Genomic DNA, 26802 nt, shown 5'->3' with positions numbered 1-26802 from the left:
CACACTATTGATGCATGAAAAACCGCCCACGAGAGCGCCCAAAAGGGCCCCCGTGGGCGGTTCTATCTGGTCTCTACCGCGCAACAGGACGTTAGAGCATCGCTCTTCATCTTGTCAACGCTTTCTCGGGCCAGCCAAGATCCGATGCTCCGCATGAAGGGGATAGTGGGCTTCACCTTTCACCAGGCGAGGCGATCGTTGGCGCTAAGGTCCGGCTGTACAATCGCACGCCGCTCGCTCAGATGTTTCTGTGGTCGGCCAACCTGGCTGTGCGCGTCCATGATCAATATCAGGCGTTCCTTCCGTCGGATGTGATCTTAGTGGCCCCGACCACGCTAAGCGGGCGATCTCTTCATTTTCCCGTCGCACACAATAGCTATTACTGCGTCGACTATAGCCTCCGGCACGGACATCCCGGTTCCAACTTCTTATATGCTCACGGAATCGAAATGCGCTCGATTGAGGTATTAATAGGCTTGCCCGGCGCGAGCTCGACCTTTCGATCAACGATCGGGTCCCCGTCGCAGATTAAAAAGGCACGCATCTGGTGCTTTGAGGTAACACAAACACCGATACGTACCGAGTCACCGTCCGGCTAGCGGCTCATTAAGCGACTAAGGTCTGTGAGTGAGCGCGTCCACATGTCGTCGTACCAGTGGATCTCCTCTTCGCTGCGAAACCCGCTGTGTGTTAGGTCGAGCCTACAAAGCCGCCGCCTACCCCGAAGTCTGACCTGGACTGAGGTGGACGATGTGGTTACGTCCGTGAAGCTCCGCCAGGCAAGGTGTATCGAGTTCTCCGACATCGTATGAAAACGGATCAGGATGCTGCCGACGTGCTGCAGATGACAGTATCGGTCAAGCCGAAATTCATCAGGGCAATCCGACAGGCTGGCACGAACGGTAGTAGTGTCTGGCATGTGCAGCCACGCTTCAAGGTACTCGGGCAGAGTAAGAGCGTAGAAGAGGCAACGCTGGGCGGCGGCGATCTCTGTGGACAGATGAATTGCGAACGAGTGCCTGCTAAGAGGGTCGGAGGCAAAAGTCGAAATCGATTCGGCCTCGAGCGCCAATGAATTCATCGAAGAGCTCCCCACGCACTAGACAAGCTTCCTGCGAAGCATCTTCTTCGAGCGATACTAGCTATGTCGATCATTGTGTGACAGGGCGTTTGGTTTTGTGACGAGCGTCAAAAGCATGCAGATCAACTTCGCGCGAGCCACTCGTTGATACGTGTGCGATAGCTGCGGCTCATCACAAGCTTTTGCCCGTTGAGCAGTACGACGGCGGACTCGCCATTCCCCTCAGTACGGACCTCTTTTACAAACTGCAGATTCACAATCGACGAACGGTGGATGCGCAGGAATGTTTGCGGGTCCAACTTCTCCTCGATCCGCGCCATTGTTTCGCGCAATAGGTGCATCTCATTGTCGGTGGAGATGCGGACGTAGTTTTCCTCTGCGCCGATCCACCGGATCTGCGAAACGGGAAGAAAGATGATGCGACCTCGTGACTTGAATACGATGCGCTTCGAATATCCGTTTTCCCTCGGCGAGTGAGTTGTCTCGGAAACCCCAAATTGATCGGCTTTGATCTGCCTGCAGACACGCTGCAGTGCTACCTGCAACCGGTCGTTTGTGTACGGCTTAAGAAGATAGTCCGCCGCATCGATCTCAAATGCGCGGAGAGCGTAGCTATCATAAGCAGTGGTAAAGATAATCTGCGGCATCTTAAAATTGCCACGGTTCGAGAGCTCATCGATCACCTGAAACGCATCGCCGCCAGGCATCCGAATGTCCAGGAAGAGGAGACGCGGTCTTGTGCTGCGCACCAGCTCGATTGTTTCCGTCAGGCTGGCGCATTCACCCACGATCTCAATCTCCGGATCTTCGCGCAGCATCTGGCGTAGTTTCTGACGCGCAAGCACCTCATCATCTGCCAAAACTGTTGGGATCATCACGCACCATAGTTCACGGCCATCTCTGTTTCAGCGGGGCCACGCTGGAAGGGGAAGGTCAACATGGCTGTCACGACCCCAGGCACCCGCTCCTGCAGAATGAAGCTCTGTCTTTCCCCGTAATGCAACTGCAGGCGACTCTTTACATTTGTCAGCCCTCGGCCGCCACCGTTCGAGACATCCTGGATCCCGCTGCCGCTGTTCGTGATCTTGATGCACACGCGGTCGCCGATCCTTTGCGCCTCGATTTCCAGAAAACCATCACGATCCACACGCGAGATGCCGTGTGTGTATGCATTCTCGACGATTGGCTGAAGAAGCATTGCAGGGACGAGGGCATCATGCAGCTCCGGAGCAATTCGCACGTGCTCGCGAACGCGCCCAGCAAACCTTCGTTGCTGCATCGCCATATACATTTCGACAAACCCGATCTCGTCGCTCAGCCGAATCTGCTGAACGTCCTCGCGTTGCAACGTAATACGCAGCAGACTGGCAAGTTGTTCCAGCATTTCATCTGCACTTCCCACGTCGGTCCGCATCAGGCTGGAGATTCCATTGAGCGTATTGAACAGAAAGTGTGGATTGAGGTTGGTGCGCAGGGCGCTCATCTGGGCATGGACGAGTTCGGTCTTGAGCTGCTCCGCGGCAGTTTCTTTCTCACGAAGCCGGGTATAGTAGGTGGCGCCACGATAGAAAAAGAAGGCCACCCAAAAGATGATGATGCCATCGATCATCTCCTGGCGAAGGACCTGCCCGAGCCGAACCCAATAGCTCAAATGCGATGGGCTGATGGGATATTGCGGGAAACAAAGCAGCCAAAGCATTTCCTCCAGGACCGTAAGCGCTATGCTCAGCGGAAGAAGGTAAAGGAGCGTTTGGAGGACTTTCACCTGCAGAAGCCATTCCCCCCAGAACCGAACCAGAATCCAGAGGAATGCAGCCCAGATGATGTACATCACCTCCCACGCCCATAGAATCTGTCCGAAATGCAGATGCACGTTGAGGCGATGGATCTCCGCCCAGTCCTGCACAGAGAACAGAACGCCCATCAACAACCAGGCTGCCGCAAACAGCAACGGATGCATATACAACGGCCGACGTGCAACGGAATAGGTATAGGACAGTTTCAGACAATGCCCTCCTTCGGAGCCTCCAGTAGTTCTGAATGATTAGCCATTGTCACCAACGCAACATGCTATCGGATAGCAGAATAATTAAGTCGGCCACTTAAAGTTTGCGCCGTAAGAGAGTGATCGGCGCCTCGTCCCCGCCAATCGTCGATTCGTCACAAAACACGAGTGGCCGAAAGAGATTCTTTCGGCCACTGAGCGGTTGCGACAGAATGGTCAGAAGCGGAACTTGGCCCATAGAAGCAGGTGCCGGTTCATGGGCTCCGTGGCATTCGACCGATTCATGTAAGCGGGTGTGCCGATATCAAGAAGATTGATATCCAGCGGGCCGAGATTGTCGTGGTTTGTAAAGTTCTGCGCCTCCACTCTGAGAACAAGCATGCCGCGGTCGAGGTGAAACCACGACGAGGGCACGTCCTTTTCAAGGCTGAGGTTCCAATATTGTGTGCCTGGGTTCTCAAAGCTGTTCCGACCGATCTCAAATGGCATATATTGCGCGCCATGCGGCACAAGCCAATGCTCTTGTGTTGGAGGGACAGGGTTACCGGTGGCGGCATCATAATAGACGCCGGGAGTATACGGCGGCCCGAAATAGTATCCGTCAAAGGCGGCCGTATCGATAGGCTGGCTGGCATTGGCAACGAGCGGACGATCGTTCGCGGAACTACCGTCGTCGTTCATATCCAGACCGTTGAAGTTGAAAGTCGTATAAGGACCTGACTGCAGTTCCGTCGTTCCCGAGATCGTGAAGTGTCGCGTAAAGACGCTGAGTGCCGTATTCACGCCCTTCCTGCTGGAGTGGAATCCCCCAGGTGTCCAGGAGTAAATAAACGAGGCATATTGACGATGGTCCCAGACGGAGGGTCCCCAGTCCTGGTGGAGACCGTTGGGTGCAAGATTTGCCGAATACGATGTCGGTGATGCAAAGGTGCCAAACACCTCCGACGCGTCATCCAGATCCTTTCCGTAAACATAGACTGCGCGTACGAACAATCCATGCGAGTACTGCCGCGAAACTTCGACCTGCGCACTGTTGTATTCGGAGTCGGCTCGATTTGAACGGATGTTGATGATGCCCCGGCTCGGATTAATCCGGACACCATTCACCTCGTAGTTCAATTGCTGGTTAGCAAACAGCTTTTCACCGCGATTGCCGACATAATTTAGTGCGATCCTAAACTGGCCCGGTAGTTGGCGCTCAATCCCGAAGTTCCATTGCCATGTGAGCGGATTGACCATATGGTTCGACACGGTTTGCACCGTAGACATGGCGGTCAAGGTTGGTGAAATCGTGTTGAGCAGGCCGGTGGAGTTGCCCAATCCTCGTGGGCATGTGCTGCCTGTGCAGGTCAGCGTTCCCGTGGGCGCATTGGGCGCCGCTTGAGCCCCATTCGTGACGATGTTCGTGAAGTCTGTGTCGTAAAATCCGCCGAAGCCGCCGCGGAAAACCGTCTTGCCGTCTGCAAAGACGCTACCATGCGGATTCCAGGCGAAGCCGAACCGCGGAGCGATATTGTTCTTGTCGTTGATCACAGGAACGACGGTCGTGATGGGTTGATATGGGTTGTTGATATCAACCGCTGGATATGGCAGAGAGTTCTCGGGATTTGTCAGATAGTCGTAACGCAAACCCAGATTGAGCGTCAGCTCCGGTGTGAGCTTGACATCATCCTGCGCAAATGTGGCCGTGCGCCAGCTGTGCGGATCCACGCGCGTAGGTCCGAAGGTCTTGCTGGCTTGCCCGGAAGAACCTAGATAATTATCAAGGAAATTGTCCAGGGCCGATGCGCCTCCACCCGACGTGTAGAGAAGGCCACCATTGGCGTTTTGAGCCACGAGGTCGATCTCAATGTCGCGACCGACATCGGCACCGATGCGCCACGTCTGCCGACCGTGGGTCCAGCTCACCGTATCCTGGTACTGATACAGGTCCTGGATGGTGCCCTGCGGCAGAATTGTCTGGGCGAAGCCAAGCGGCGTCGCTGCCCCTCCGAATCCTTGTCCATTGAATGTGATATTCGGAGCTGTATAGAGCGGGTTAGCTTGGGACTGCGGCGTTCCCTGGAACAGAATGTCCAGCCGAGTTTCCGACGCACGGAACTCGTTCAGGAGCTTGGCGGTGAAGATGTGCGTCCACGCACCCTGACCCAGCTCCGTAGGACCGCCGACCTCGCCATCGAACCCGGGAAGGCCGGAGAAATTTACGCCCAGATCGGGCACGAAGTTGGCCCGATCGTGAAGATAGCGCCAAGAAAACTGATCCTGTTGCCGCGGCGTGAAATCAATGCGATAGATCCACTGTGTCTCAGGAGCTTGTTGTGCAACGGCAGGTCGCTCGAACAGCGCCGTAGTGATGGTGCAACCACTCGGACAGCCAGGGCGTGAAGTGATCGCGTACGCATTCGCCTCGCCGACGTTGACATAGCTGGTGAGGTAAGACCCGTTATACAGGTAGCTATCGAGCAACGTGACCTGTGGTCCGCCGATCGCCTGCAGTTGTGCGTAACCGGCAGCATCTGGATATTCAAACGCTCCCGGCTGCGAATTCCCAAAGTACCGTTCAACAACCAAGCCGCCGAATGCGAACAGCTTATTTTTCCAAATCGGACCACCTGCGGTGAAACCTGGCTGGTGCTCGTCGTAACGTGCCTTTGGGTTATTCGGATATGGTTTGCCCTTACGCGTGATGCCATCAAGAGAATCTAGCCCAGAACCTGAATAGAGCTCCCAGGCATCACCATGAAATTTACTGCTACCGCTCTTTGTAACCAGGTTCACAATCGCTCCGCCTGCGCGTCCGTATTCTGCTGAAGCGGAGTTGGTGATGGCAGTCACGGTTTCAAAGGCATCTGGGATCTGCGGATTGAAAGACTGGCCACCGATGCCGGTATCGTTTATGTCCTGCCCATCCATCATGAAGTTATTCGCGCGCGGACGGGTGCCATTGACTTCGATCTGTTCAAAGTTGCCGCCGATCCCGCCGAGTCCAAGATTGGAATCCACAACCTGAACGCCGGGGATCGTGGTCGCGAGCTCAATAGGATTCAGCGTGAAGATCGGCACACTCGAAAGCTCTGCGCTGCTGATCGTTCCCGCAAGCTGACCATTCTCCGTGTTGATCGTGTTCGAGTTTGCTTCAACCAGTACGGACTCTGACACACCGCCAGGAATCATCACAGGGTCATAGTCAGTCACGATCGAGGGCTGCACGTTGAGGTCCTGAACGACCTTCGTGACGAATCCGTTCATCTCCACTCGTATCGTGTAGAGTCCCGGATTCATCGCGTCGACGCGAAATGTTCCCTGCGCGTCGGAGTGGGAAGTGCGCGCGGCTCCCGTAGCCTGCTCGGTGATGGTTATTGAAGCACTCGGAATCACGGCGCCGGTATTATCACGGATTACGCCGGCAAGAATCCCTTTGCTGGTTTGCGCCATAGCTGCGAAGGAGCAAGCGGCGAGTAACAAAAGCAGGCTGAGTGCTCTGAATGAAGGCTTCATCTTTCCCCTCCGGGTACGCACCAGTTGATTGCCCTGCGTACAGCACTCTGGGCACTCTTTGTTGAGCAGCACTCCATTCCCTCCCCGGGGCGGCTGTACGCAGGGCCGTCACTGGCCTGCGTAAGCGCTGTGCATGTATATCGCCTATTGGGCGCATCGGCGCGTGGAAGTGACGTGCCGCAGAGGCGCGTGACGAGAGGCGACATCGTTGGGATGAGTCGGCGACACGTCACCTGTGGTTTGGGTATGAGCATCGCAATCAAGCCGCGATCATTCGGATATCTGTAGGTGGGTCCTGCTCGCGTATAAATTCACGGATTCAGGGACCAAAGCCGCAGTACCTGGGACGAATCGATTGCTAATGAAGAGGAGTGACACAAGCGCTTTTCATCATGGCAACAATTGTCAGCGTCCACCTCTGAAATTCAGTAACCCGTAGATCTGCTTCTGTGATCGCCAATAGGCAGAGATTGAGAGCGAAAATCGATCACAATAGATTGACATTGTCTTTGCGCGAACTTACGATGCTTTCATCGAGGGTTTGCTGGTCGCGGCAGTGCCAACATGTTTGAGGTTCTCTTTGCGCTTTAATTTGAAGCTCATTGCACAGCCCGTCGTTTGGGCAAGTGTGGGCGCCTTCTGTGCCTTCGCGCAATCACGTGTGACCGTTAAGATTTCAGACCAGCCCGGACCTCGAATCCCTCACGACTTCGCCGGACTCAGCTTCGAATCTTCAAACCTTAATCCGGACAAACGGGGACAGCATCTGTTCAGTCCCGACGACAAGCAGTTGATTGAGCTTTTCCGCGCAATTGGAATCCGCAATCTGCGCGTCGGCGGTGGCACCGCAGACGGTCCGGAGTTCAAAATCCCTGGCTCCGCAGATATCGATGAGCTGTTCGGCTTCGCAAAGGCGGCCGATGTGAAGGTGATCTACACCTTGCGATTGCTGAACGGAGACATGCAGCAGGATGCCGCTATTGCCCAATACATCGAAAAGCACTACGCGCCTCAGTTGATCTGTTTTCAGATCGGCAATGAACCCGACTGGCATTCGTTTCATACGTCGCGGGGCCTTGAGCGAGACCCGCGCATCGTAGAGACCACGCCTGACACACCGGGCACGGCTTATCCATCCTTTTTGCACGATTGGCGAAGCTTCGCATCTGAAATTGAGCGAACCACGGCCGCCGCAAAATTCACCGGCCCTGACACTGGGTCGGATTATCCGGTGCCCGGCACAAAAGACACAGACTTCGAAGGTCAATCCTGGACACAGCGATTCGCTCACGACGAAAAAAACTCCGGCAAGATCTTGTTCGTCACGCAGCACGACTACCCCGGCCAAAGCGCTGCCGGCGTCAGCGTCGATACCGCCGTTGAGTCGATGCTGTCTCGCGACTGGCCCAAAGAACGGTATGAGGTGCTCGTTCACCACGTTCTCGAGCCGGTCGAGAGCGAAGGCCTCACCTACAGAATGACCGAGGCGAACGACTACACGGGCGGCGTCGATGGCGCAAGCAATGCGTTCGTCTCCGCTCTTTGGGCATTGGATTACCTGCATTGGCACGCTGCCCACGGCGCTGCCGGTGTCAATTTTCACAATAAGAGCTGGATTTTCACTGACACCATTTACCGTTCAGCCGATGGAACGTTCCACTTCAATCCAAAGGCGTATGCATTCAAAGCATTCGATGTTGGCAGTCGGGGACGGATAAATCCGGTGTCGATTTCGAACAATGAAGGTGTCAACCTCACGGCGTACGCTGTTCGCGCCAAACATGAAATCTTCGTGACGCTGATCAATAAGGAGCATGGACCGGGAGCGCGAAGCGCCTCTGTAACCCTCCACGGTGGACATTTCACGGGCGAAGCCGAAGGGATGTTACTTGAAGCTCCACAAGCCAACGTAACCGCACGAGAAGACATCACCTTCGGAGGTGCTGCGATTACACCGAGCGGATGGACGGGTCGTTGGAGCAGGCTAGGGCGGTGTAAAGAAGATCGAGCGATGGTGCTCGTGCCTCCCGCATCGGCACTCGTCGTGAAGCTGGTCAGCCGATAACGGAGCCTCCAGCAGCGACTACTTCCATTAAGGCCAACATCAACCGAGGTTACGAATGCTTTACCGTCTTTCTATTGCATTGTTCGTTGTCTTGCTCTTCGCTGCCGTCCAACCAGCGAAGGCTGAAGATCACACGCTCTGGGAGATCGGGAAGCCCGATCAATCCTCTTACGAGTTTCACGCAACTCCGGCCCAGCACATTCTCTATCGAGTCGGAGAGAGTGATTGGAATCGGGACTGGCCGACCCTGCAGCGTTTGGGCGCAGCCTACGAGATCCAATTCTCGCTCAACGATGCCCCACGGGGACGCTTCGAGCTAAGAGCCGCCCTGCTGCTCCGAAATGAAAATCCCGACCTGCAGGTCGAGATTAATGGTCACCGTGGACTCGCAATCATCCATCCGCAGCTCTTTTACAACGGTAACGTGGGCGTATGGGATAACAAGTCCATTGTTCTTCCAACACAGTACCTTGTGAAGGGAACGAATACCCTCGTTCTTACCTCCGTCGAGCACAAACGGCCTACAGGCGAGACAGTGACGCCGGGTGGCCCGCTCTACTACGACTACCTGAGCCTCGTTCAGGACCCGCGCGCGAAATATGCAAAGGATGAAGTGGAAGCTGCCGTCACACCTTCGGTCTTTTACCGTCGCGCGGCGGACGGCGAGTTGGTCGAGCTAGTCGATGCCGATTTGCATTTCAATGGCGAGATTCCGTCGGGCAATGTCGACTTAAAGTTGCAAGGGCACACATACTCTGCAACATTCGAAGATCAGCCGCGATTCGGGGATTTCGCTGTCGAATACCAGATACCTGAATGGCAGGGAACAAGCGCAGCCACATTGGATGTTTCAGCGCCGACACGTAGGACATTCCATGTTTCTCTGACGCCTGAGAGAAAGTGGACGGTCTTCATCGTTCCGCATACCCATGTCGACATCGGATACACCGACTTCCAGGGCAAAGTGGCGGAGGGCCAGGCGGTCGCGTTGGAGGAGGCCTCGGGATTTATAAAACAGAATCCGGATTTTCGCTTTTCGACCGACGGTTCATGGAATCTACAACAGTTTCTAAACACGCGCCCTCAACCAGAGCAGACGCAGATGCTCGATCTTATTCGGGCAGGTAAGCTCGGTGTGCCCGCGGACTACTTCAACCTGCTCACTGGTTACGCTTCACTGGAATCTCTTTACCGGTCCCTCTTCTATACAAAGCGGCTCTCTGCTACGCAACACATCCCCTTCAACTACGCCGATACGACGGATGTCCCGTCCTACACCGGCGCTTACCCAACCGTTCTTGCCAGTTCCGGCATCAAGTATTGGGCAGTCGGCGGAAACCAGGACCGCGCGCCCGTTCTGTCGGGTGAGCAATGGAATCAGTTATCGCCCTTCTGGTGGAAGGGACGCGACGGCGAAAAGGTCCTGTTCTCCTACTCCTGGGGTTACGCGCAAATAGGGCGATTTTTCTCGCTCGATCCGACAAACACCATTATCCGCGCACAACTCCCGATCTTCCTGGCCCAATTTGATCGGCCGTCCTACAAGCCCGATGCCGTGTTAATGTACGGTGCCCAGGACGAAAATACCGCCCTTCATCCTGCGCTTGCGACCTTCGTGCCTGGATGGAATAGTGCGTACGCTTATCCAAAGCTGCAGTACGCGCTTTTTGCAGATTATTTCAATTACATCGACCAGCATTATGGCGACCAACTCCCTGTGCGCTCCGGTGACCTCGGATCGTACTGGGAAGACGGCATCGGCTCTGACGCGTACTACGCCGGCCTCGATCGCGAAAATCAGTCAGAAGCCATCTCTACCGAGATCGCATCAGCCGCGGCCCACACGATCAATCCGCAGTATCACCCGCCCGCAGAGGAAGTTCAGGCTGCATGGAATCACATTCTTCTCTTCGCCGAACACACATGGGGCGCTGGGAATTCCATCGGACAGCCCGACAGCATGGAGGCTGTGCAGCAACTCGCCGTCAAAGACAACTTTGTCACGCAGGCACACTTCGAGCTGGATGATGTCCAGCATCGATCGCTTTTCGAACTCACAAGAGCCATTCGTATCGGGAACGGTGGACTTGTCGTATTCAATCCGCTGAATTGGAAGCGATCAGGCCTGGTGGAAGCTGATCTTCGTAAAGGGGACGCAATTGAAGATCTGAACTCGCATCAGGATGTCCCGTACGAGATTATGACGAATCAGGAAAACTTCCTCCATGTGCGGTTCCTTGCGAGCGATATTCCAGAGCTAGGATATAAGTGCTACCAGATTCACGCTGGAAATCAGGCTGTGGCCGCAGTCGCCACCGAGCCTGACAAGGCTATCGAAAATCGCTACTACCGGATCGTGGTCGATCCGGACACCGGGGCCATCCGCAGTATCTTCGACAAAGATCTAAAGCGTGAGTTAGTCGATGCAGCCAGCCCCTACCGGTTCGGCGAATATCTCTATGTCACTGGCGGCGATCCGAACCACAACGGGCAATCGCAAATGATTCACCCGGATAAGGCGTTCCCGGTAGCGGATCTTACCGTTCACCAGTCGGTCAATGGAAAGTATTTAGGTGAGCAGAAGACTTTCTGGGGCCATGTAATCCGGCTGCAAGCGTCGAATGTGAATACTCCAACGATCTCCCTGGAAATCCGTCTCTTCGACGGCGAGAAGAAGATTGAATTTGACTATCACGTCAATAAAACGGGAACCACAGAGAAAGAGGGCGTTTACTTCGCCTTTCCCTCCGCCGTTGCACATCCAAACTTCGCCTATTCCTCGCAGGTGGGTTGGGTTGACCCTGCACACGATATTCTCCCTGGCGGCGACGCGGAGTGGTTCAGCGTGCAGCACTGGATGGCGGTGTACGATTCGAACCTAGAGATCGGGATCGTTCCCATCAATGCTCCTCTTGCTACCTTCGGAGACATTAACCGTGGTCTGTGGCCAGTAAACTTCGTTCCGAAGAGTGCCACGCTGTTTTCGTATGCGATGAACAACTATTGGCATACGAATTATCGAGCCGGTCAGGGCGGTGAGTTTCACTTCCGTTACGTGCTCACGAGCGCCCACAGCTTTGAGCCCGCCAATCTCACGCGGCTCGGAGTCGACAGTCAGCGCGCCTTATCGGCAGAACGAATCGCGAACCAGGACAAAACTGGCCCCGCCACCGGATCACTCCCCGCCGAAGGTGGAAGCTTTCTCCAAATAAGTAACCCGGACGTACTGCTTACAACCTGGAAGCTCGCGGAGAACGGGGAAGGGACGATCGTCCGGTTGGAGGAGATCGCAGGCAAACAAGAACAGGTTGCGCTCCATCTCTCGAGTGCCAGCCTGCGTTCTGCGTCGCTTTGCAACGCCATGGAAGATGACCTAAGCAGCCTGCCGGTAAAGGATCAATCGATCCAGCTTACGATGAAGCCCAACGAGGTGGTAACGGTAAGGCTCGTTCATTAAAGAACAGAGAGTGGTCGCCGCTGCTGAGACGCCAGAAAACGCTCCGGCGACGTCGTACTCGCGTCGATGCACCCAAACACAGGTTGGCGTGAACTCCGAAACTTCTTTTACGAAAATGTTGTAACCGGTTTCCAATTTGCATTGGTTTTATAAGCCGTGCATATTCTTTAGGTTAAGAAACAACAGCCGTGGCTGTGCGTTACCGGTAAAGCATCTTGACAGAAGCATTGCGCCGCGCGTAGTTTCGTCGCATTTAGTCGGCTCGATCCTGCTGCTGCGCTTTGACGCAGATGGGCGGTGACGTGTCACGGCCTCAACGATGAACCTCTTTGGAGAGACAGTCATGGACGCAAATGTGCATCCGGTTTTGGGATTCCTACGGACGGTAGTGCTGGCATTGCTGTGCCTCGCATGCGGGCTGGTGCCCGCGTCTGCTCAGTTCGGCTCGGCGTCGGTGCTTGGTTATGTCCGCGACAACACCGGTGCTATGGTGCCCGGTGCAACCGTGACACTCACCAATGTCGGCACGAACGTCTCCCAGACCGCCCAGACCGACAAAGAAGGCAAGTACGAATTCGATTCCGTGCCGATCGGGAATTATCAGATTTCGACCGCAGCCTCTGGCTTCGAGGGCACGAAAACCGACACCTTCAATCTGTCGACAGACGCACGCCAGCGCCTGGACATTGACGTGAAGCCAGGGGCGGTAAATCAGGTCGTCGAGGTTACCTCGGCGGCCGAGCTGCTCGAGACGCAGACCAGCTCTCGAAGCCAGGTCATCGGAACGAAGGAAGTCGAAAATCTTCCGTTGAACGGCAGATCATATGCTGACCTCGTGCTGTTAGCGCCAGGCACGCGTAAATCAATGTTGGAGAATCAGACCGCTTCCAGTCGTGAGGGTGCCTTCAACATCAACGGCCAGCGCTCGGAGTTCAATGAGTTTTTGATCGATGGCCTCGAGAACTCCAACTACGGCACATCGAACCAGGGCTTCGAAAACGAGAACATCTCGCCATCGCCCGACGCGGTCAGCGAGTTCCGCCTGGAGACGAACAACTACTCCGCCGAGTATGGTCGCATGCCCGGCGCGGTCATCAATGTGTCCACGCGCAGCGGTACCAACGAATACCACGGCCATGCCTGGGACTACATTCGCAACACCAGCTTGAATGCCGTTGGACCGATTGAGCCGATCACGAACCAAAAGCCGAAGCTCATCCGCAATCAGTTCGGCGGCACCTTCGGCGGCCACATCATCAAGGACAAAATCTTCGCCTTCGCCGACTATGAGGGGCTCCGTCAGATCTTCAATTATCAGCTCGCGCCAGTATCGCTGCCCAACGCGCAGCAACGTCTCGGTCACTTCTTCTACAACGGCGATCCGACCAAACCGATCCCACTCTACAATCCAGTCACCGGCGTTACGTACACGAGCGGCGATATCTCTTCCGGTTCAACGCCGTTTGCCTTGGCTGTACTTGCCGCTTTGCCCGCGAATAATGTAAGCTCCGATCCGACCACCTCCAACTACTACACCAACAACTATTCAAACGCTCCGCGCGGCAGCATCAACGACGACAAAGGTGATATCCGCGTTGACCAGCACTACGCGCATTGGCAACTGTTTGCTCGTTATACCGAGCACCGCGAAGAAATCTTTGATCCTCCCACAGTAGGTGGTCCTGCAGGCGGCAACGCAAACTCAAACGTCAATGTCCAGAACCGCCAGATCGCCGGCGGCGCAACCTGGATCATCAGCCAGAACAAGCTGCTGGACATTCGCTTCGGCTGGACCCGCAACATTGGTGCCAAATCGCCGTACACGCAGGGACAGCCCTCGCTTCTCACCAAGTACGGCATCACGGATGGCCTGCCAACCGATCCGAACATCGTCCGCACACTGAACGCACAGTCGATCAGCGGCTTTACGCAGCTCGGCAATCAGCCTGCGAGCCCGCAGTTCCAGGATCCCACCATCTTCAACCCCAAGATCAACTACACCTGGGTACGCGGCAAACAATCGATGAAGTTCGGTTACGAGCAGCAGCTTATACACACCCAGGTAAACGACTTCAATCCAAGCTACGGTCAGGACAACTATGCCAGTAGGTTCGCCGCGGGGCCGACGGTTGGCGGTAATCCCTTCTTCCCCACCTGCGCCCAGAACCCCGCCGTTGCCTGCCTTCCGGCCGCTTCCACTGATACTCAGATCGCCCAGGCTCAGGAGGTCGCCGACTTTCTTTTCGGCAACCGCAGTTCCTACTCGCTCACCAACTACACCATTGTGAATCTTCGTCAGCGCTACTTCGCTGGTTATTTCCAGGATGACGTCTCACTCTCACCAAAGCTGACGGTGAACGTCGGTCTCCGCTACGAAGTGATGACCCCTCAGTTCGAGCGCGACAATCACCTCGCCAACTTCAATCCAGTCACGAACACGCTCACGCAGGCCTCAAACGGCAGCATCTACAACCGCGCGCTTGTGCATGTCCCCTCTAAGAACCTCGCGCCGCGCCTGGGTCTCGCCTATGCGCTCGACTCAAAGACTGCTCTTCGCGCAGGCTATGGTCTGGTGTTCGTACAGTACAACCGTGAGGGAGGCGAAAATAACCTGACCTACAACGGTCCTGATGTAGTCAACGCCTCCATCAACAACCCAACTCCGTTCGTTACGCCAGTGGGATCCAACCTCTGCGTGAACGATACGCAGGTGCAGACGAACTGCTTCCGTCAGACCCAGCAGGGTTATGCCGCCGGCCTGACCAGCCCCGCTTACTTCAATCCGCTGAACGTTACCTCTCGCTACATCCCGCCGAACTTTGCGACCGGTTATGTGCAGAGCTACTTCGCAGGCGTGCAGCGCCAGTTGCCTGGCAACATCCTGTTGGATTTGGCCTATGTTGGCAACGTGGGCCGCCACATTCAGGTTCTGGCGGACTACAACCAGGCTGCCCCATGCCTTCTGGCTTCGGTCACGGCGTGCAACGCGGCCGGTCAGACGTATCAGGCCCGCCGGCCCGTGCCGACCTTCGGTGACATCGAGATTGCGCTGAATGAAGGCTCTGCCAGCTACAACGCACTACAGCTCAAAGTCGAAAAGCGATTCGGCGCGCTCTACCTGCTCAATTCATTCACCTACAGCCGGGCTTTCGATCTTGCTTCCGGCCATCTGGAAACCGGCAACGGCGACAACTCGCGCGTGAACTTTGCCAACCCGCGCAATGACTACGGCCCATCAAGCTATGACCAGCCGATTGATAACACCACCTCGATCGTTTGGGATCTGCCTTACGGTCACGGTCAGCGTTGGGGGCATGATGCGAACGGCCTGATGCAGCAGGTGCTCGGCGGCTGGGAGCTTACCATGATCAACACCATGACCAGCGGCCTTCCGTTCAACATCACCTATTCGAGTTCCGCGTCGAGCTCTACCGCGGCCGGTCCGCTGTTCACAACGGACCTCGCGACTTTGCGGCCACAGCACCTGCCCGGAACACCGTGGCGCAACGGGAAGTCCTCGTGGGCGAAGCCGACGAAGTACACCGGCCTCCAAAACTACCTCCCACTGGCTAGCTACGTTGTCCCATCCTATGCGCTCTACGGAAACACCAGCGCGTATGGCAACGTCTCGCGCAACAACCTGCGCGGCTTCAAGTACTTCGACACCGACCTCGGCCTGCACAAGCAATTCGGCCTCGGCTTCGAACGGCTGAAGCTCGATTTCCGTGCGGAGGTTTTCAACGCGTTCAACGTCACCAATTGGCAGGCGCCCGACAGTGCCATTACCGATGGCAGCTCGTTCGGCTCTATCACTAGCTACTTCCCGGCGCGCCAGATGCAGTTCGCCGGCAAGATCATCTTCTAAACTGCATTCACTTCCTCAGGGAGCAGTATTCTGCTCCCAAACTTCTTGGTGCACGGCACATCTCTGGATCAACAACGAAAGGACGAGCATCGTTGCCTGCAGATCGACTGAAAAAGGGGCTCAACAATTGGACGGTTCCGGCTGCGCTTCTAGTCGGATTCAGCGGGATCGCGACGTTCGCGGCAGCGCAAACGACCGCTGCGCAGGACAAGCTGGTACACCTGAACCAGATCCAGGTAATCGGGTCGCACAACAGCTATAACCTTGGGTTTGCGCCCAGCGAAGAGAAGTACGCGCGCAGGCAAAACCCGAAAGCATATGAAGGTCTCGAGTATCACCACGCGTCGCTAACCGCCCAGCTCGATGGCGGCGTTCGGCAGCTCGAGATCGACATCGCCCAGGATCCCAAAGGCGGCCGCTTCGCCCATCCCAAGATTGTTGAACTGACGAAGCAGGCCGGTCTGCCGCCCGATCCGGACTTCGATCCAAATCACGAGATGGACAAGCCGGGCTTCAAGGTCATTCACATCGCGGATCTGAACCAGCGCAGCTCCTGCCTTCTACTCACAGATTGTCTGCGCGAGATTCGCGCATGGTCGAAAGCGCACCCTGAGCACGTTCCCCTGTTTCTGTTGATCGAGACCAAACATGGACGCACGCAATCCATCCCGAACAGCGTAGAAGCCGAGCTCTTCACGACCGAGACCTTTGATCGGCTCGACAAAGAGATTCGTTCGGTCTTCCCGGATCGAGAAATGATACTGCCCGACGAAGTTCGTGGAAGCTATCCCACGCTGGACGCCGCCGTCCGGGCAGGGAATTGGCCCACGCTTGCAAAATCCCGCGGCCGAGTGATCTTTTTGATGGACCAGAAGAACGCTGGACCGCCCTATACCACCGGTCATCCTCTTCTGCAGGGACGTGTGTTGTTTACCAACTCCAACCCCGGTAAGCCGGACGCTGCTTTTGTCGAAGAGAATGAGGGCTCGCCGCAGGTTATCGATCAACTCGTCCGCCAGGGCTATATCGTTCGCGCGCGCGCCGACGAGAACACAATGGCCGCACGCACCAATGACACAACTCGAAGAGATGAGCTGCTACACTCCGGTGCGCAGATGATCAGTACCGACTATCCGCTCTCGGAGCCATCGAAATGGACCGGGTATAGCGTCGGTTTCGCGGGTGGCCTGCCTGCCCGCTGCAACATCATCAACGCACCGCCAGGTTGCCGGGATGATTTGCTTGCCCCTGGTGCAAAGAGTGGAGGCGTACCCTCGCCAGAGCATCATCCTACAGTCGCTCGGTAACCGGGGCTGAATCTATATCATCGCTGTGGACGTCAATACTTTGTAACCAAGCAACTGCGAGTGTCTGAACGGCGTGCAATGCGTTCGTCGTGCCTCGCGCGGAGAGCTTTCTTGGCCATTCGTCTCAAAGATATCGCGAAGGATCTGGACCTATCGACAGTCACAGTCTCCAAGGTCCTCCGCGGCAATCGCGACGTCAGCGAACGAACGCGCGCGCGTGTGCTCAAACGCATGCGAGAGCTGAACTATAAGCCCAACATGCTCGCGCGCGGTCTGGCTAGCGGCCGTACCTATACCGTTGGCTTGGTTGTGCCGGACCTCGTGCATCCATTCTTTGCGGAGTTCGCCAAGGCTCTAGCCGGCACGCTTCGCCATGCTCAGATGGGCCTGCTGCTCGCTTCCTCGGAGGAGAACCCCGAGCTGGAGCAGCAGGAGATCAGGACTCTTCTCGGGCGCAGCGTCGATGTACTGCTCATCGCATCTTGTCAGGCACAGCTCAAAAGCTTCTATCAGCTTGGCGATGAAAAGACACCATTTCTCCTCGTTGACAGAAACTTCCCCTACCTGTCGGCTCACTTCGTCGGATCGGATGATTACGAGATTGGCCGCATTGCGACAGAGCACCTGATCACCACCGGGCGAAAACGCATCGCGCACATCGGCGGCCGCTCTATGAGCCCCGCGATTGAGCGGCGGCGAGGCTATCGGGATACGCTTCACCGGCATGAAATCGAATCGCCCGAAGAGCTCATCGTTACACGAGAGCGCGTTGAGGAATCAGGCGACGAGTCAGGTTACCAGGCCATGCAGGAGTTGCTGAAGCTCCGCACCCGGCCTGATGCAGTTTTCTGTTACAACGACCTCACAGCCATCGGCGCTATCGAGGCGGTGAGGTCGGCTGGCCTCGCTGTTCCCGAAGATGTTGCCATCGTCGGTACCGGCAATCTGCGCTATGCGAAATACCTGCGCGTGCCGCTCACAAGTGTTGATCAACAGCTCGAAGTGCTGGGATCACGCGCGGGAGAACTTGCGCTGCAGATTGTGGCAACGCCTGATCTGCCTGTCAGCTCCATCCTCTTGCCACCGAAGTTGGTTGTCCGGGAATCGAGTGTCCGCGATTTTCCGGGCTCACCCGTCGGTCCGCTTCGCTAGGCCGCAAGTTATTGGCAGTTCGGAGCTACACCTGGTCGCTCGCCCATTGCTGAGAACCCTTCTATACTGAGGTGAATAACGTTCTCGAACGCCTCTCTAGGGACGACAAGTTCGAGTTCATCTTCACTGACATCACAGAACAGACGAAAATCGCGTCAGTCTGGGAGGCTTCTTGAAACCAATCAGGCCCGGGTCAGAACTGCCCGAAGACCTTCAAAAGCTATACACGACGCGTTTCACTGGTCACGAGAACTATCGGAACCGAATCTGGAAGCTGCTCACCTCGCAGTTCTTCTCGAAGTGGGTGAAGCCCGCGGATGCCGTGCTCGACCTCGGTTGCGGCTACGGCGAGTTCATCAACAACATCACCGCGGACAAGAAGTACGCGATGGATCTCAATCCAGCGACCAGGAAGCAGGTCGGACCCAATGTGGAGTTCCTGGAGCAGGATTGCAGCATGCCCTGGCCATTTGAGGACAACTCCCTCGATATCGTCTTCACTAGTAACTTCTTCGAACATCTCCCGACCAAGAAAGTCCTGCTGCTCACCATGATGGAAGCCCACCGCTGCCTCAAACGCGGCGGCCGCTTGATCGCCCTGGGGCCGAACGTCAAATTTCTTCCCGGAAGTTACTGGGATTTCTTCGATCATTACCTCCCCTTAACCGAACTGTCGATTGCAGAGCTGATGAATCTGAGCGGCTTGCAGGTCGAGCAGTTAGTTGATCGATTTCTGCCATACACCATGTCCATGGGGCAGCAGCCGGCTCTTTGGAAGGTCGGTCTTTATCTCAAGCTCCCACTGGCTTGGAAACTCTTCGGCCGCCAGTTTCTTGTCGTCGGGCGCAAGCCGGTATTAAGCGACAACACTCCCAGCGGCGAGTGAAGTTCTAACCGTTAGAAGATGTCTATCGAGACCGCTGCCCAAACCGTGACACTCATCGCTCCCGTAACCAAGGGCAAGGCCGTTCGCGAGTTTCGCATCGAGGCAGTGCTTTGCGCATTGGGCGTTGTGGTCTGCGAACTGATCAGCAAGCCGTTCACTACGATGAGCATTTGCGACGACGGGCCATACATTCGTATGGCTCACACCTTCGCGAATACAGGTCATATCGTTTACAACGGTTGGGGCGCCGCGCTGATGGCCGCTCAGCTCTGCATCGCTGCCGTCTTTATAAAGCTCTTCGGCTTTTCCGCCACCTGCGTCCGCATGAGCACACTGTTGCTTGCCGCGGTCACGGCTTTCGTCTTTCATCGCACGCTGGTCAGAACCGGCGGCTCCGGCCGGAACGCCACTCTTGCCACTCTTGCTGTCGTCCTTTCGCCGCTTTATCTAATGTTGTCGGTCACATTCATGACCGACATCGCCGGTCTCTTTGCCACAACTCTCTGTCTCTACGGCTGTGTTCGTGCGATAGAAGCATCCTCCGATCGATCCGCAATCGGTTGGGTCTGTTTTGCCGTCTTAACGTGTGCCGTTTTCGGCACATCCCGTCAGATAGCATGGCTCGGCGACATCGTCATGGTGCCTTGCGCACTTTGGTTGCTGCGCGCCCGCAGGCGCGTACTGCTGCCAGGTCTGGCAGCCACCGCGATTTCATTCCTCTTCATTCTTGGCTGCATGCACTGGCTCGCCAGGCAGCCTTATGCAGTTCCCGTACCGCTCATTGTCAGGCCGTTTCCTCTGCGGGTCGCACTATTGCAGTTGAGCCTTATCCTTCTCGAGATCCCTTTCCTCGTCTTTCCTGTCATCGCACTTTTTGTTCCTGGCATCTTCAAGACCAAGCGCTACGTCGGTTACCTGCTCTTGGCTGTGCTGGTCGCGTATGTCGCCATTGCCTTCCACTGGCGCAAGGAGCTCGAGCCACTCATCCGCCTCGAACCGACAGCAGCCAGTGCGGGCAGCTTCGTCAATGTCTCTGGAGTCTTTTCGGGACTCGCAGGCATCCCCGACTTCCTACACACAAAGCCAAGAGTCATCCTGACCGCCCTTTGCATTGCGGGGCTGCTTGGCGTCATAGCCGTTGCATTTCAGGCGGGAACCGCTAAGTCCGCACCGTTGACAGCCGGCAGCGGCCCGACCTGGAAACAGCTCGGTGTTCTCCTCTTGCCGTTTTCTGTCGCCTACCTGGTCCTCTTGGGAGCCACCGTCGGAACCACCTACAACATCTACGACCGCTACGCCCTCAACCTTCTCGGTCCAGCCATGATCGTCCTCGTTCGCCTCTACCAGGAGCGAATGCAACCTCATCTCTCATTAGCGTCCGTCCCACTGGTAGCCATAACGTGTGTGTACGGGATTTTCGTCACTCACAACACCTTCGCCCTTGACCGCGCACGCGTTGATCTCGCCAATGAGATTCACGCCAGCGGCGTGCCATTCACCGCCATCGACGGCAGCTGGGACTACAATTTCGACACCGAATTGGACATTGCGACTCACCTCAATAACCGGCTTCTCAAAGTCCCCGCGAACGGATACATCCCCCCGCCTCCTCAGCCGGCAGATGATTGCCTCGCCACCTGGTATGCCTACACGCCTCACATCCACGCTCTCTATGGCGTCTCGCTTTTCCGGGATATCTGCTACGGCGAAGCTCCATTTGCTCCCGTCCAATACCGCCCCTGGCCGCTCCGCAAGCCAATCAACCTCTACGCCGTTCGTTACCTCCCGCCGGGCCGCTAATCGCTGGCCCCGCCAGCACGAGAGGATTGGTCAGTAATCGGCTATTCGCGAGCCGCAATCCAGAAATCTGCGCTTTCCAAATTTCTTATTTACAAAGATATGTTCCACGTGGAACATTCTGGCCCAAACCCGCCGAGGATCGCCGCTGTGCGATTTTCTGAACAGACGCGTTCACAAAATAAAGAGCACATGCGATTCGCACGCTGAGCGCACTCGCCTGTTATCTCGTTTACTTGCGTGCTCACGGCTCTCGGCAATACCGGCGCCTCGCCTCGCAGCTTTGCGGATATTATCCTTGGCGCACGCGTCATTGGCTTCGCATACAGGCGATCATCTTGCCGCAGATTGATTCCCTCTTTGAGTTCACGATTCTGTTCGCGTCTGTGGTTGCGGCGGGCGCGTGGGTTCGAACGTAAGGTCCGCGCATTACATACGCTGAGTCAACCGACTTTGCTGGTGTTACGGCCTCGGCCGAGCGCGGCCGGAGCGGAAAACTCTGCGCTCACGGTTCAGGCCCTGCTTAGCGCTTCACTACTTAGCGTGGGACACCACCCACGGGCGGACACGACCCTGCTGGTGGGCTCCGGCGGAGAGGATTCAAAGACGTCGACGACATAGTGCTAACTAATCCATTAGTTGCTCGTCTGAGCATTTGAGGGACGAAATTGCCGCCGAAGCGCTCCAACACGCTGACCGAGGCTGAACTGAGGCTCATGCGCCTGTTATGGGCGCGCGGCGAGTCGGCAGTCTCTGACTTGGTGCAGGCGCTGCCCAAGGAGACTCGGCTGGCCTATACCTCGGTGCTAACGACCATTCGGATCCTCGAGAAGAAAGGGTACGTCCGGCATCGGCAGGAAGGGCGCGCCTTCCTGTATAGCGCCTGTGTCGCGGAACAAGAGGCTCGGCAGAGCGAGATTCGGCATGTATTGCAGAGGTTCTTTGGGAACTCCCGGGAACGGCTGGTGTTATCGCTATTGGGCGATGCGGATGCCACGCCGGAAGAGCTGGAGCGATTGAAGAAAGCCATTGCCGAGGCCGCTCCGGGCGAGCACGAGCAGCCGGCAGATGCGCTGGAGGAGGCGTAAGCGATGGCGCCTGTTCTCGATGTGCTTCATGGGGTCTCCCCGGCTGCAGCCGGCGTACTTGTAGCGTCGGTTTGGCAGGGAGTTTTGCTGACGGGAGCTGTCGGGCTCTGCTTCCGGCTCGTACCCGGAGTGCCGGCCCGCATGAGATCCGCCGTGTGGACGGCAGTCCTTGTGCTCATCCTGTTTCTGGCAGGCCTTTCAGTGATCGTCCCCCGGACAGGAACGGGCGGCGGCAGCGCATTGCATCTGGCGGATGCCTGGGGCTTTGGGCTCATGTGCCTGTGGGGTCTGTTGTCCCTATTCCGGTGTATACAGCTCTGCCTGAGCGCCGCGAGATTGCGTGTGCTGGCCCGGAGTGCGCAACCGGTCGAGGTAGATCCGGCGATCGCGCCTCTCTTGCAGTTCGGCAGGCGTAGAGTGCCGCTCTGCGCGTCCGAGCTTGTGGACAGGCCGAGTGTCGTCGGGTTCCTGCAGCCGCGAATCCTCCTCTCGCCAGAGTTGTTGGGCAGTCTTTCTCAGCCGGAGTTGGAGCAGATTGTTCTGCACGAGATGGGGCATCTTCGCCGCGGCGATCATTGGACCAACCTGCTGCAGCAGGTGAGCCTGGTGCTGCTGCCGTGGAACCCGGCTGTCTTGTGGCTGAACCGCCGGCTTTGCTTTGAGCGTGAACTGGCGTGCGACGACCGGGTTCTGCGGGCCACAAAGGCGCGGAAGGCCTATGCGGCCTGCCTCGTGCGATTGGCAGAAGACTCGATGTTGCGACGAGGGATCTCGCTCACGCTCGGGGCGTTGGGAGCGTTTGGATATCGGGCGCGCGAGTCCGAGCTGGTGACCCGCGTCCGGCGGATTCTCACGACGGCTGAGCCCGGCGCGGCGCCGAAATTCCTGGGGGCTGCAACCGGAGCTGTACTGGCCGGGGCGCTGGCTTTTTCGGTTGTGCTCGCGCGAAGCCCACGCCTGGTCCAGTTTGGCAGCGCGTCAGCGACCGTTGCGGCTGCGAGCTCGTTCGAAGCGCCGGCACTCGCAGTGAACCGAGTTAATCGAATTCAGGGCGCGAGGCCCACGCTGGCCAAGGCTGTGATGTCAGTTCCGGGCGGTGCGCATGCAGTGTTGACAACATCGGTGATGCACAAGCATTCCGTCCGGCGGCGGACGTTGCGCGCCGGGCAGACAGAGCCGACGATGCAAGTGCCCGTGTGGCGTGATCGTATGACCAACCTGAGGCCCGTGGTGACGCTCACTTCGGCTGACGATTCGCAACAACTTTACGCAGCCTTCCCGGTGCAGGGCGGCTGGATCTTAGTTCAACTCTAACCACAACCACCCGGAGGGGTATTTGCATGTCTCTATCAACTAAATCTTTAGTTACAGGCGCTGGCCGGTATGTGGCGCCTGCTGTTCTATCCGCTGCCGTGGCTGTTGGAGCCGTCGCGCTGGTGAATCACAACGCGGTGCATGCTTCGGCAGTTACGGCTTCTCCGCTGGACGACCATAGTGTTGCCGCGCTGACTGCGCTGGACAGCGCGATGGAGGCGGTGGCCGCTCGTGTGACGCCCGCGGTCGTCAACATTGCGGTGACCTCGAGACCTTCCATGGACGAGGTACAGCAGCAGGGTGGCGGTGAAGGCCAGATGCAGGGACTGCCTCCGGGACTGCAGCAATTCTTTGGACCTGGCGGACCGTTGGGAGGGTTTGGCGGCGGTCGCATGCAGCCGCAGCAGCCTCAGTTGGAGCATGGAATCGGCAGCGGGGTGATCATCTCGCCCGATGGCTACATCGTGACGAACGATCACGTGGTCGACGGCGCGAAGGACATCAAGGTAACGCTGCATGATCGTCGCGTGCTGAACGGCCGGGTTGTGGGCGTGGATAAGCTGACGGACCTTGCAGTGGTTAAGGTCAACGCGCACGATTTGCCGGCGATCTCTTGGGGCGATTCCAGCAAGCTGGAGCCCGGAGAGACGGTGCTCGCATTTGGCAGCCCGTTCGGTTATTTCCAGTTCTCGGTCACACGCGGCATCGTGAGCGCGGTCAATCGGCCGAATCCATATTCCGATAACGCCCGGAAGCCCGGCGGCTACATCCAGACAGACGCGGCGATCAACCCCGGCAATTCCGGTGGCCCACTGGTGAACGCGCACGGCGAGCTGGTCGGGATTAATACGTTCATCATCTCCAACAGCGGTTCCTTTGCCGGCGCCGGCTTCGCGATTCCGTCGCAGATGGCGCGTGCGATTTCGACGCAGCTCATCGAGCACGGAAAGGTGGAGCACGGTTACGTTGGCATTGCAATGAACGATGTGACGCCGGACAACGCCAGGTTCTTCAACCTGCAGGATGCGTCCGGTGCGATCGTGGCACAGGTGACGCCGGACTCTCCAGCGAGCCGCGCGGGGCTGAAGCAGGGTGATGTCATCACCACGCTCAATGGCCAGCGGATCGCCAACAGCAGCGCTTTGCAGGTTGCCGTCAGCGAGCTTGCGCCGGGAACCTCGATTTCGCTTGGCGTGCTGCGCGATGGCAAGCCGACGACTATTGACGTCAAGATTGGAACCTACGGTGGCGACCACCAGGAAGTCGCAGACAACGACGGCGAGGGTGGCTCTCAGACCGGCAAGCTCGGCCTTGCGGTTGGAGACCTGACGCAGGACGTTCGTCAGCAGCTTCAGGTTCCCGACAACGTGCACGGAGCTGTCGTGGAGAACGTTCGTCCGGCCAGCCCGGCAGATGATGCGGGACTACAGCCTGGCGATGTGATTTTGCAGGTAAACCGCAAGCCAACCGGCTCGGCGAACCAGTTCGCCAGCCAGATCCACCAGGACACGAACAGTAGCGATTTGTTGCTGCTTGTCTGGTCCAAAGGCAACGCGAGCTACCGCACCGTTCACTCGGATGGCGGCCAGAATGGCTGACAAGTGTGACCGGTAAAATCGGCGCGGATCAGTCGCCGGAATTCCTCTTCGGGCGGTGGGTGGGTGCAACCCATTCACCGCCTTTTTCTTTTAAACCTGCACGTTGTCGCGGCCAAGAAAGAATTGGACAGGAACTCAGTCTTTTGCAGGCCGAAAGACTTATCGCGAATTCCGGCGTTTCGAGAGATAAAAACGGAGAGACCGAACGATCCGGTCTCTCCGTTGAGATGCGGTTTTCAGGGGTTTAGAACTGACCCCAGAGGAGCTGGTTGTAGACGTCGTGATGGAACTGGACTTCGCAGCCCTTGACGATGGTTCCGAGCAGGCGCGGGCAGCGATCCGCCGAGCCCTGCTTGAGGTCGGCGTAACGCGCCTTCACGTCCGCGCCGAGCAGCTCCGTGGTCCACGCGGAGTTGCGGAAGTCGTCGAGCGCGGTGTAGATGTTGTCCGGCAGATAGCGCTTGGCCTGGCGCAGGTTGGGGATCTGCGCGATCTTGCCGGTGAGGCCCGTCTTGAAGACCGAGAGCATCACCAGGTATGGGTTGGCGTCCGGGCCGACGGAGCGAACCTCGACGCGCGCCGACTTCTCGTTGCCGATGGGGATGCGGACCATGGAGCCACGGTCGACCGGCGAAGCCATGATCTGGTTCGGTGCCTCGAAGTGCGGGTCGAGACGGCGATAGGCGTTGACGGAAGCGTTCAACAGCAGGCAGATGTCATTGCCGGCCGAGAGGATGCGGTCGACGAAGTCCCATGCGAAGCCGGAGACCTTCTCGAGACCGTTGGGATCCCAGAAGATGTTCTTGCCGTCCTTGGTGACCGACACGTTGGTGTGCATGCCCGAGCCATTCACGCCGGTGACGGGCTTGGGCAGGAAGCTGGCCGTCATGCCCATCTGCGTGGCCACCTGGCGGCAGATCAGCTTGTAGAGCTGGATCTGGTCGGCGGCCGCGATGGCGTCGCCGTAGCTGTAGTTGATCTCGAACTGCGAGGGCGCCACCTCGGGGTGGTCCTTCTCGTTTTCGAAGCCCATCGAGCGCTGCACTTCGGCGGTGAGGTCGATGAACTCGCGCAGCGGATCGCCGGGCAGCGAGTGGTAGTAGCCGCCCTGGTTGACGTATTCGAACTTGCCCGTCTCGTGATACTTGCGCTCGGCGTCGATGCCGTCGAACAGGAAGCCTTCGATCTCATTGGCGGCATTGAGGGTGTAGCCGTTCTGGGTGAACTGCTCGTTGGCGAAGGTCTTGAGCAGGCCGCGAACATCGCCCGTGTAGGGCGATCCGTTCTTGTCGATCACCTCGCCGAACACCAGCACCTTGCCGGGGCCGAACACGTCGGCCGGCGCGTAGTAGAACGCGCTCCAGTCCAGGCCCAGGCGAAGATCGCTCTCCCGCTGCGCGGTGAAGCCGCGGATCGACGAGCCGTCGAAGGTCAGATTGTCGAAGCTCTTGATCAGAAACTTCTTGTCGTAGTCAAGCATGTGCAGCCGACCCTCAAGGTCCGAGAACAGCACCGTAACCGCCTTCACGCCCTTGGTGTCGGTCAGCCACTTCACACGCTCTTCCTGCAGCTTGTCGATCGCGACACGCTTCTTACGCTGGTCCTTGGCCTTCAGATTCATCTCCTCAAGCTCTTCATACGACAGCTCGAGAAAGTTGCGGTATTCGCTCGACATAGCACTCCTTGGGG

General features: G+C 57.2%; 14 protein-coding genes. 10 read left to right on the top strand and 4 right to left on the bottom strand.

All coding sequences use genetic code 11. From position 1 onward, the window contains the following. Nucleotides 1-1203: 1203 nt before the first annotated feature. The 3 genes from VGU25_00070 to VGU25_00060 all read right to left on the bottom strand — a co-directional run bounded on the left by VGU25_00070 (nt 1204) and on the right by VGU25_00060 (nt 6584). A complete protein-coding gene (locus VGU25_00070; protein ID HEV2575575.1) occupies nt 1204-1956 on the bottom strand; it encodes a LytTR family DNA-binding domain-containing protein in 753 nt (250 codons plus the stop codon). Further along, entirely contained in the window at nt 1956-2690 is a 735-nt protein-coding gene (locus tag VGU25_00065; GenBank protein HEV2575574.1) for a histidine kinase, read from the bottom strand. The genes VGU25_00070 and VGU25_00065 overlap by 1 nt, the downstream gene beginning before the upstream one ends. A 612-nt stretch (nt 2691-3302) precedes the next feature. Further along, nucleotides 3303-6584 (bottom strand): carboxypeptidase regulatory-like domain-containing protein, encoded by a 3282-nt coding sequence (locus tag VGU25_00060; GenBank protein HEV2575573.1) that lies wholly within the window; start codon nt 6582-6584, stop codon nt 3303-3305. 661 nt (nt 6585-7245) lie between these two features. Between VGU25_00060 and VGU25_00055 the strand changes: the two genes are divergently transcribed. From VGU25_00055 to VGU25_00010, 10 genes are all read left to right on the top strand, one after another. Next, nucleotides 7246-8649, top strand: a complete 1404-nt coding sequence (locus VGU25_00055; GenBank protein HEV2575572.1) for a hypothetical protein — start codon at nt 7246-7248, stop codon at nt 8647-8649. Nucleotides 8650-8704: 55 nt separating this feature from the next. Next, nucleotides 8705-12106 (top strand): polysaccharide lyase family protein, encoded by a 3402-nt coding sequence (locus VGU25_00050; protein ID HEV2575571.1) that lies wholly within the window; start codon nt 8705-8707, stop codon nt 12104-12106. Nucleotides 12107-12449: 343 nt separating this feature from the next. Then, the gene (locus VGU25_00045; protein HEV2575570.1) at nt 12450-15971 is read left to right on the top strand and encodes a TonB-dependent receptor; all 3522 of its coding nucleotides are present in this window, start codon (nt 12450-12452) and stop codon (nt 15969-15971) included. Nucleotides 15972-16063: 92 nt separating this feature from the next. After that, the gene (locus tag VGU25_00040; protein HEV2575569.1) at nt 16064-17278 is read left to right on the top strand and encodes a phosphatidylinositol-specific phospholipase C1-like protein; all 1215 of its coding nucleotides are present in this window, start codon (nt 16064-16066) and stop codon (nt 17276-17278) included. A gap of 111 nt (nt 17279-17389) precedes the next feature. Next, entirely contained in the window at nt 17390-18430 is a 1041-nt protein-coding gene (locus VGU25_00035; protein ID HEV2575568.1) for a LacI family DNA-binding transcriptional regulator, read from the top strand. A gap of 172 nt (nt 18431-18602) precedes the next feature. After that, a complete protein-coding gene (locus VGU25_00030) occupies nt 18603-19316 on the top strand; it encodes a class I SAM-dependent methyltransferase (protein ID HEV2575567.1) in 714 nt (237 codons plus the stop codon). Nucleotides 19317-19334: 18 nt separating this feature from the next. Further along, the gene (locus VGU25_00025) at nt 19335-21116 is read left to right on the top strand and encodes a glycosyltransferase family 39 protein (GenBank protein ID HEV2575566.1); all 1782 of its coding nucleotides are present in this window, start codon (nt 19335-19337) and stop codon (nt 21114-21116) included. Between the two features lie 665 nt (nt 21117-21781). After that, nucleotides 21782-22201 (top strand): BlaI/MecI/CopY family transcriptional regulator, encoded by a 420-nt coding sequence (locus tag VGU25_00020; protein HEV2575565.1) that lies wholly within the window; start codon nt 21782-21784, stop codon nt 22199-22201. Nucleotides 22202-22204: 3 nt separating this feature from the next. Then, complete coding sequence (locus VGU25_00015) at nt 22205-23515, top strand: M56 family metallopeptidase (GenBank protein ID HEV2575564.1); 1311 nt, start codon at nt 22205-22207, stop codon at nt 23513-23515. A gap of 26 nt (nt 23516-23541) precedes the next feature. Further along, nucleotides 23542-25113: a Do family serine endopeptidase gene (locus VGU25_00010; GenBank protein HEV2575563.1), complete on the top strand. Its 1572-nt coding sequence runs from the start codon at nt 23542-23544 to the stop codon at nt 25111-25113. Nucleotides 25114-25357: 244 nt separating this feature from the next. On the opposite strand, the gene VGU25_00005 is transcribed toward VGU25_00010, so the two are convergent. Then, nucleotides 25358-26788: a glutamine synthetase family protein gene (locus tag VGU25_00005; GenBank protein ID HEV2575562.1), complete on the bottom strand. Its 1431-nt coding sequence runs from the start codon at nt 26786-26788 to the stop codon at nt 25358-25360. Nucleotides 26789-26802 lie beyond the last annotated feature (14 nt).

It is taken from the genome of Acidobacteriaceae bacterium (assembly GCA_035944135.1).
Classification (GTDB): domain Bacteria; phylum Acidobacteriota; class Terriglobia; order Terriglobales; family Acidobacteriaceae; genus Granulicella.
Note: the sequence above shows the minus strand (reverse complement) of the source record. Positions and strands in the feature narration are given on the sequence as shown.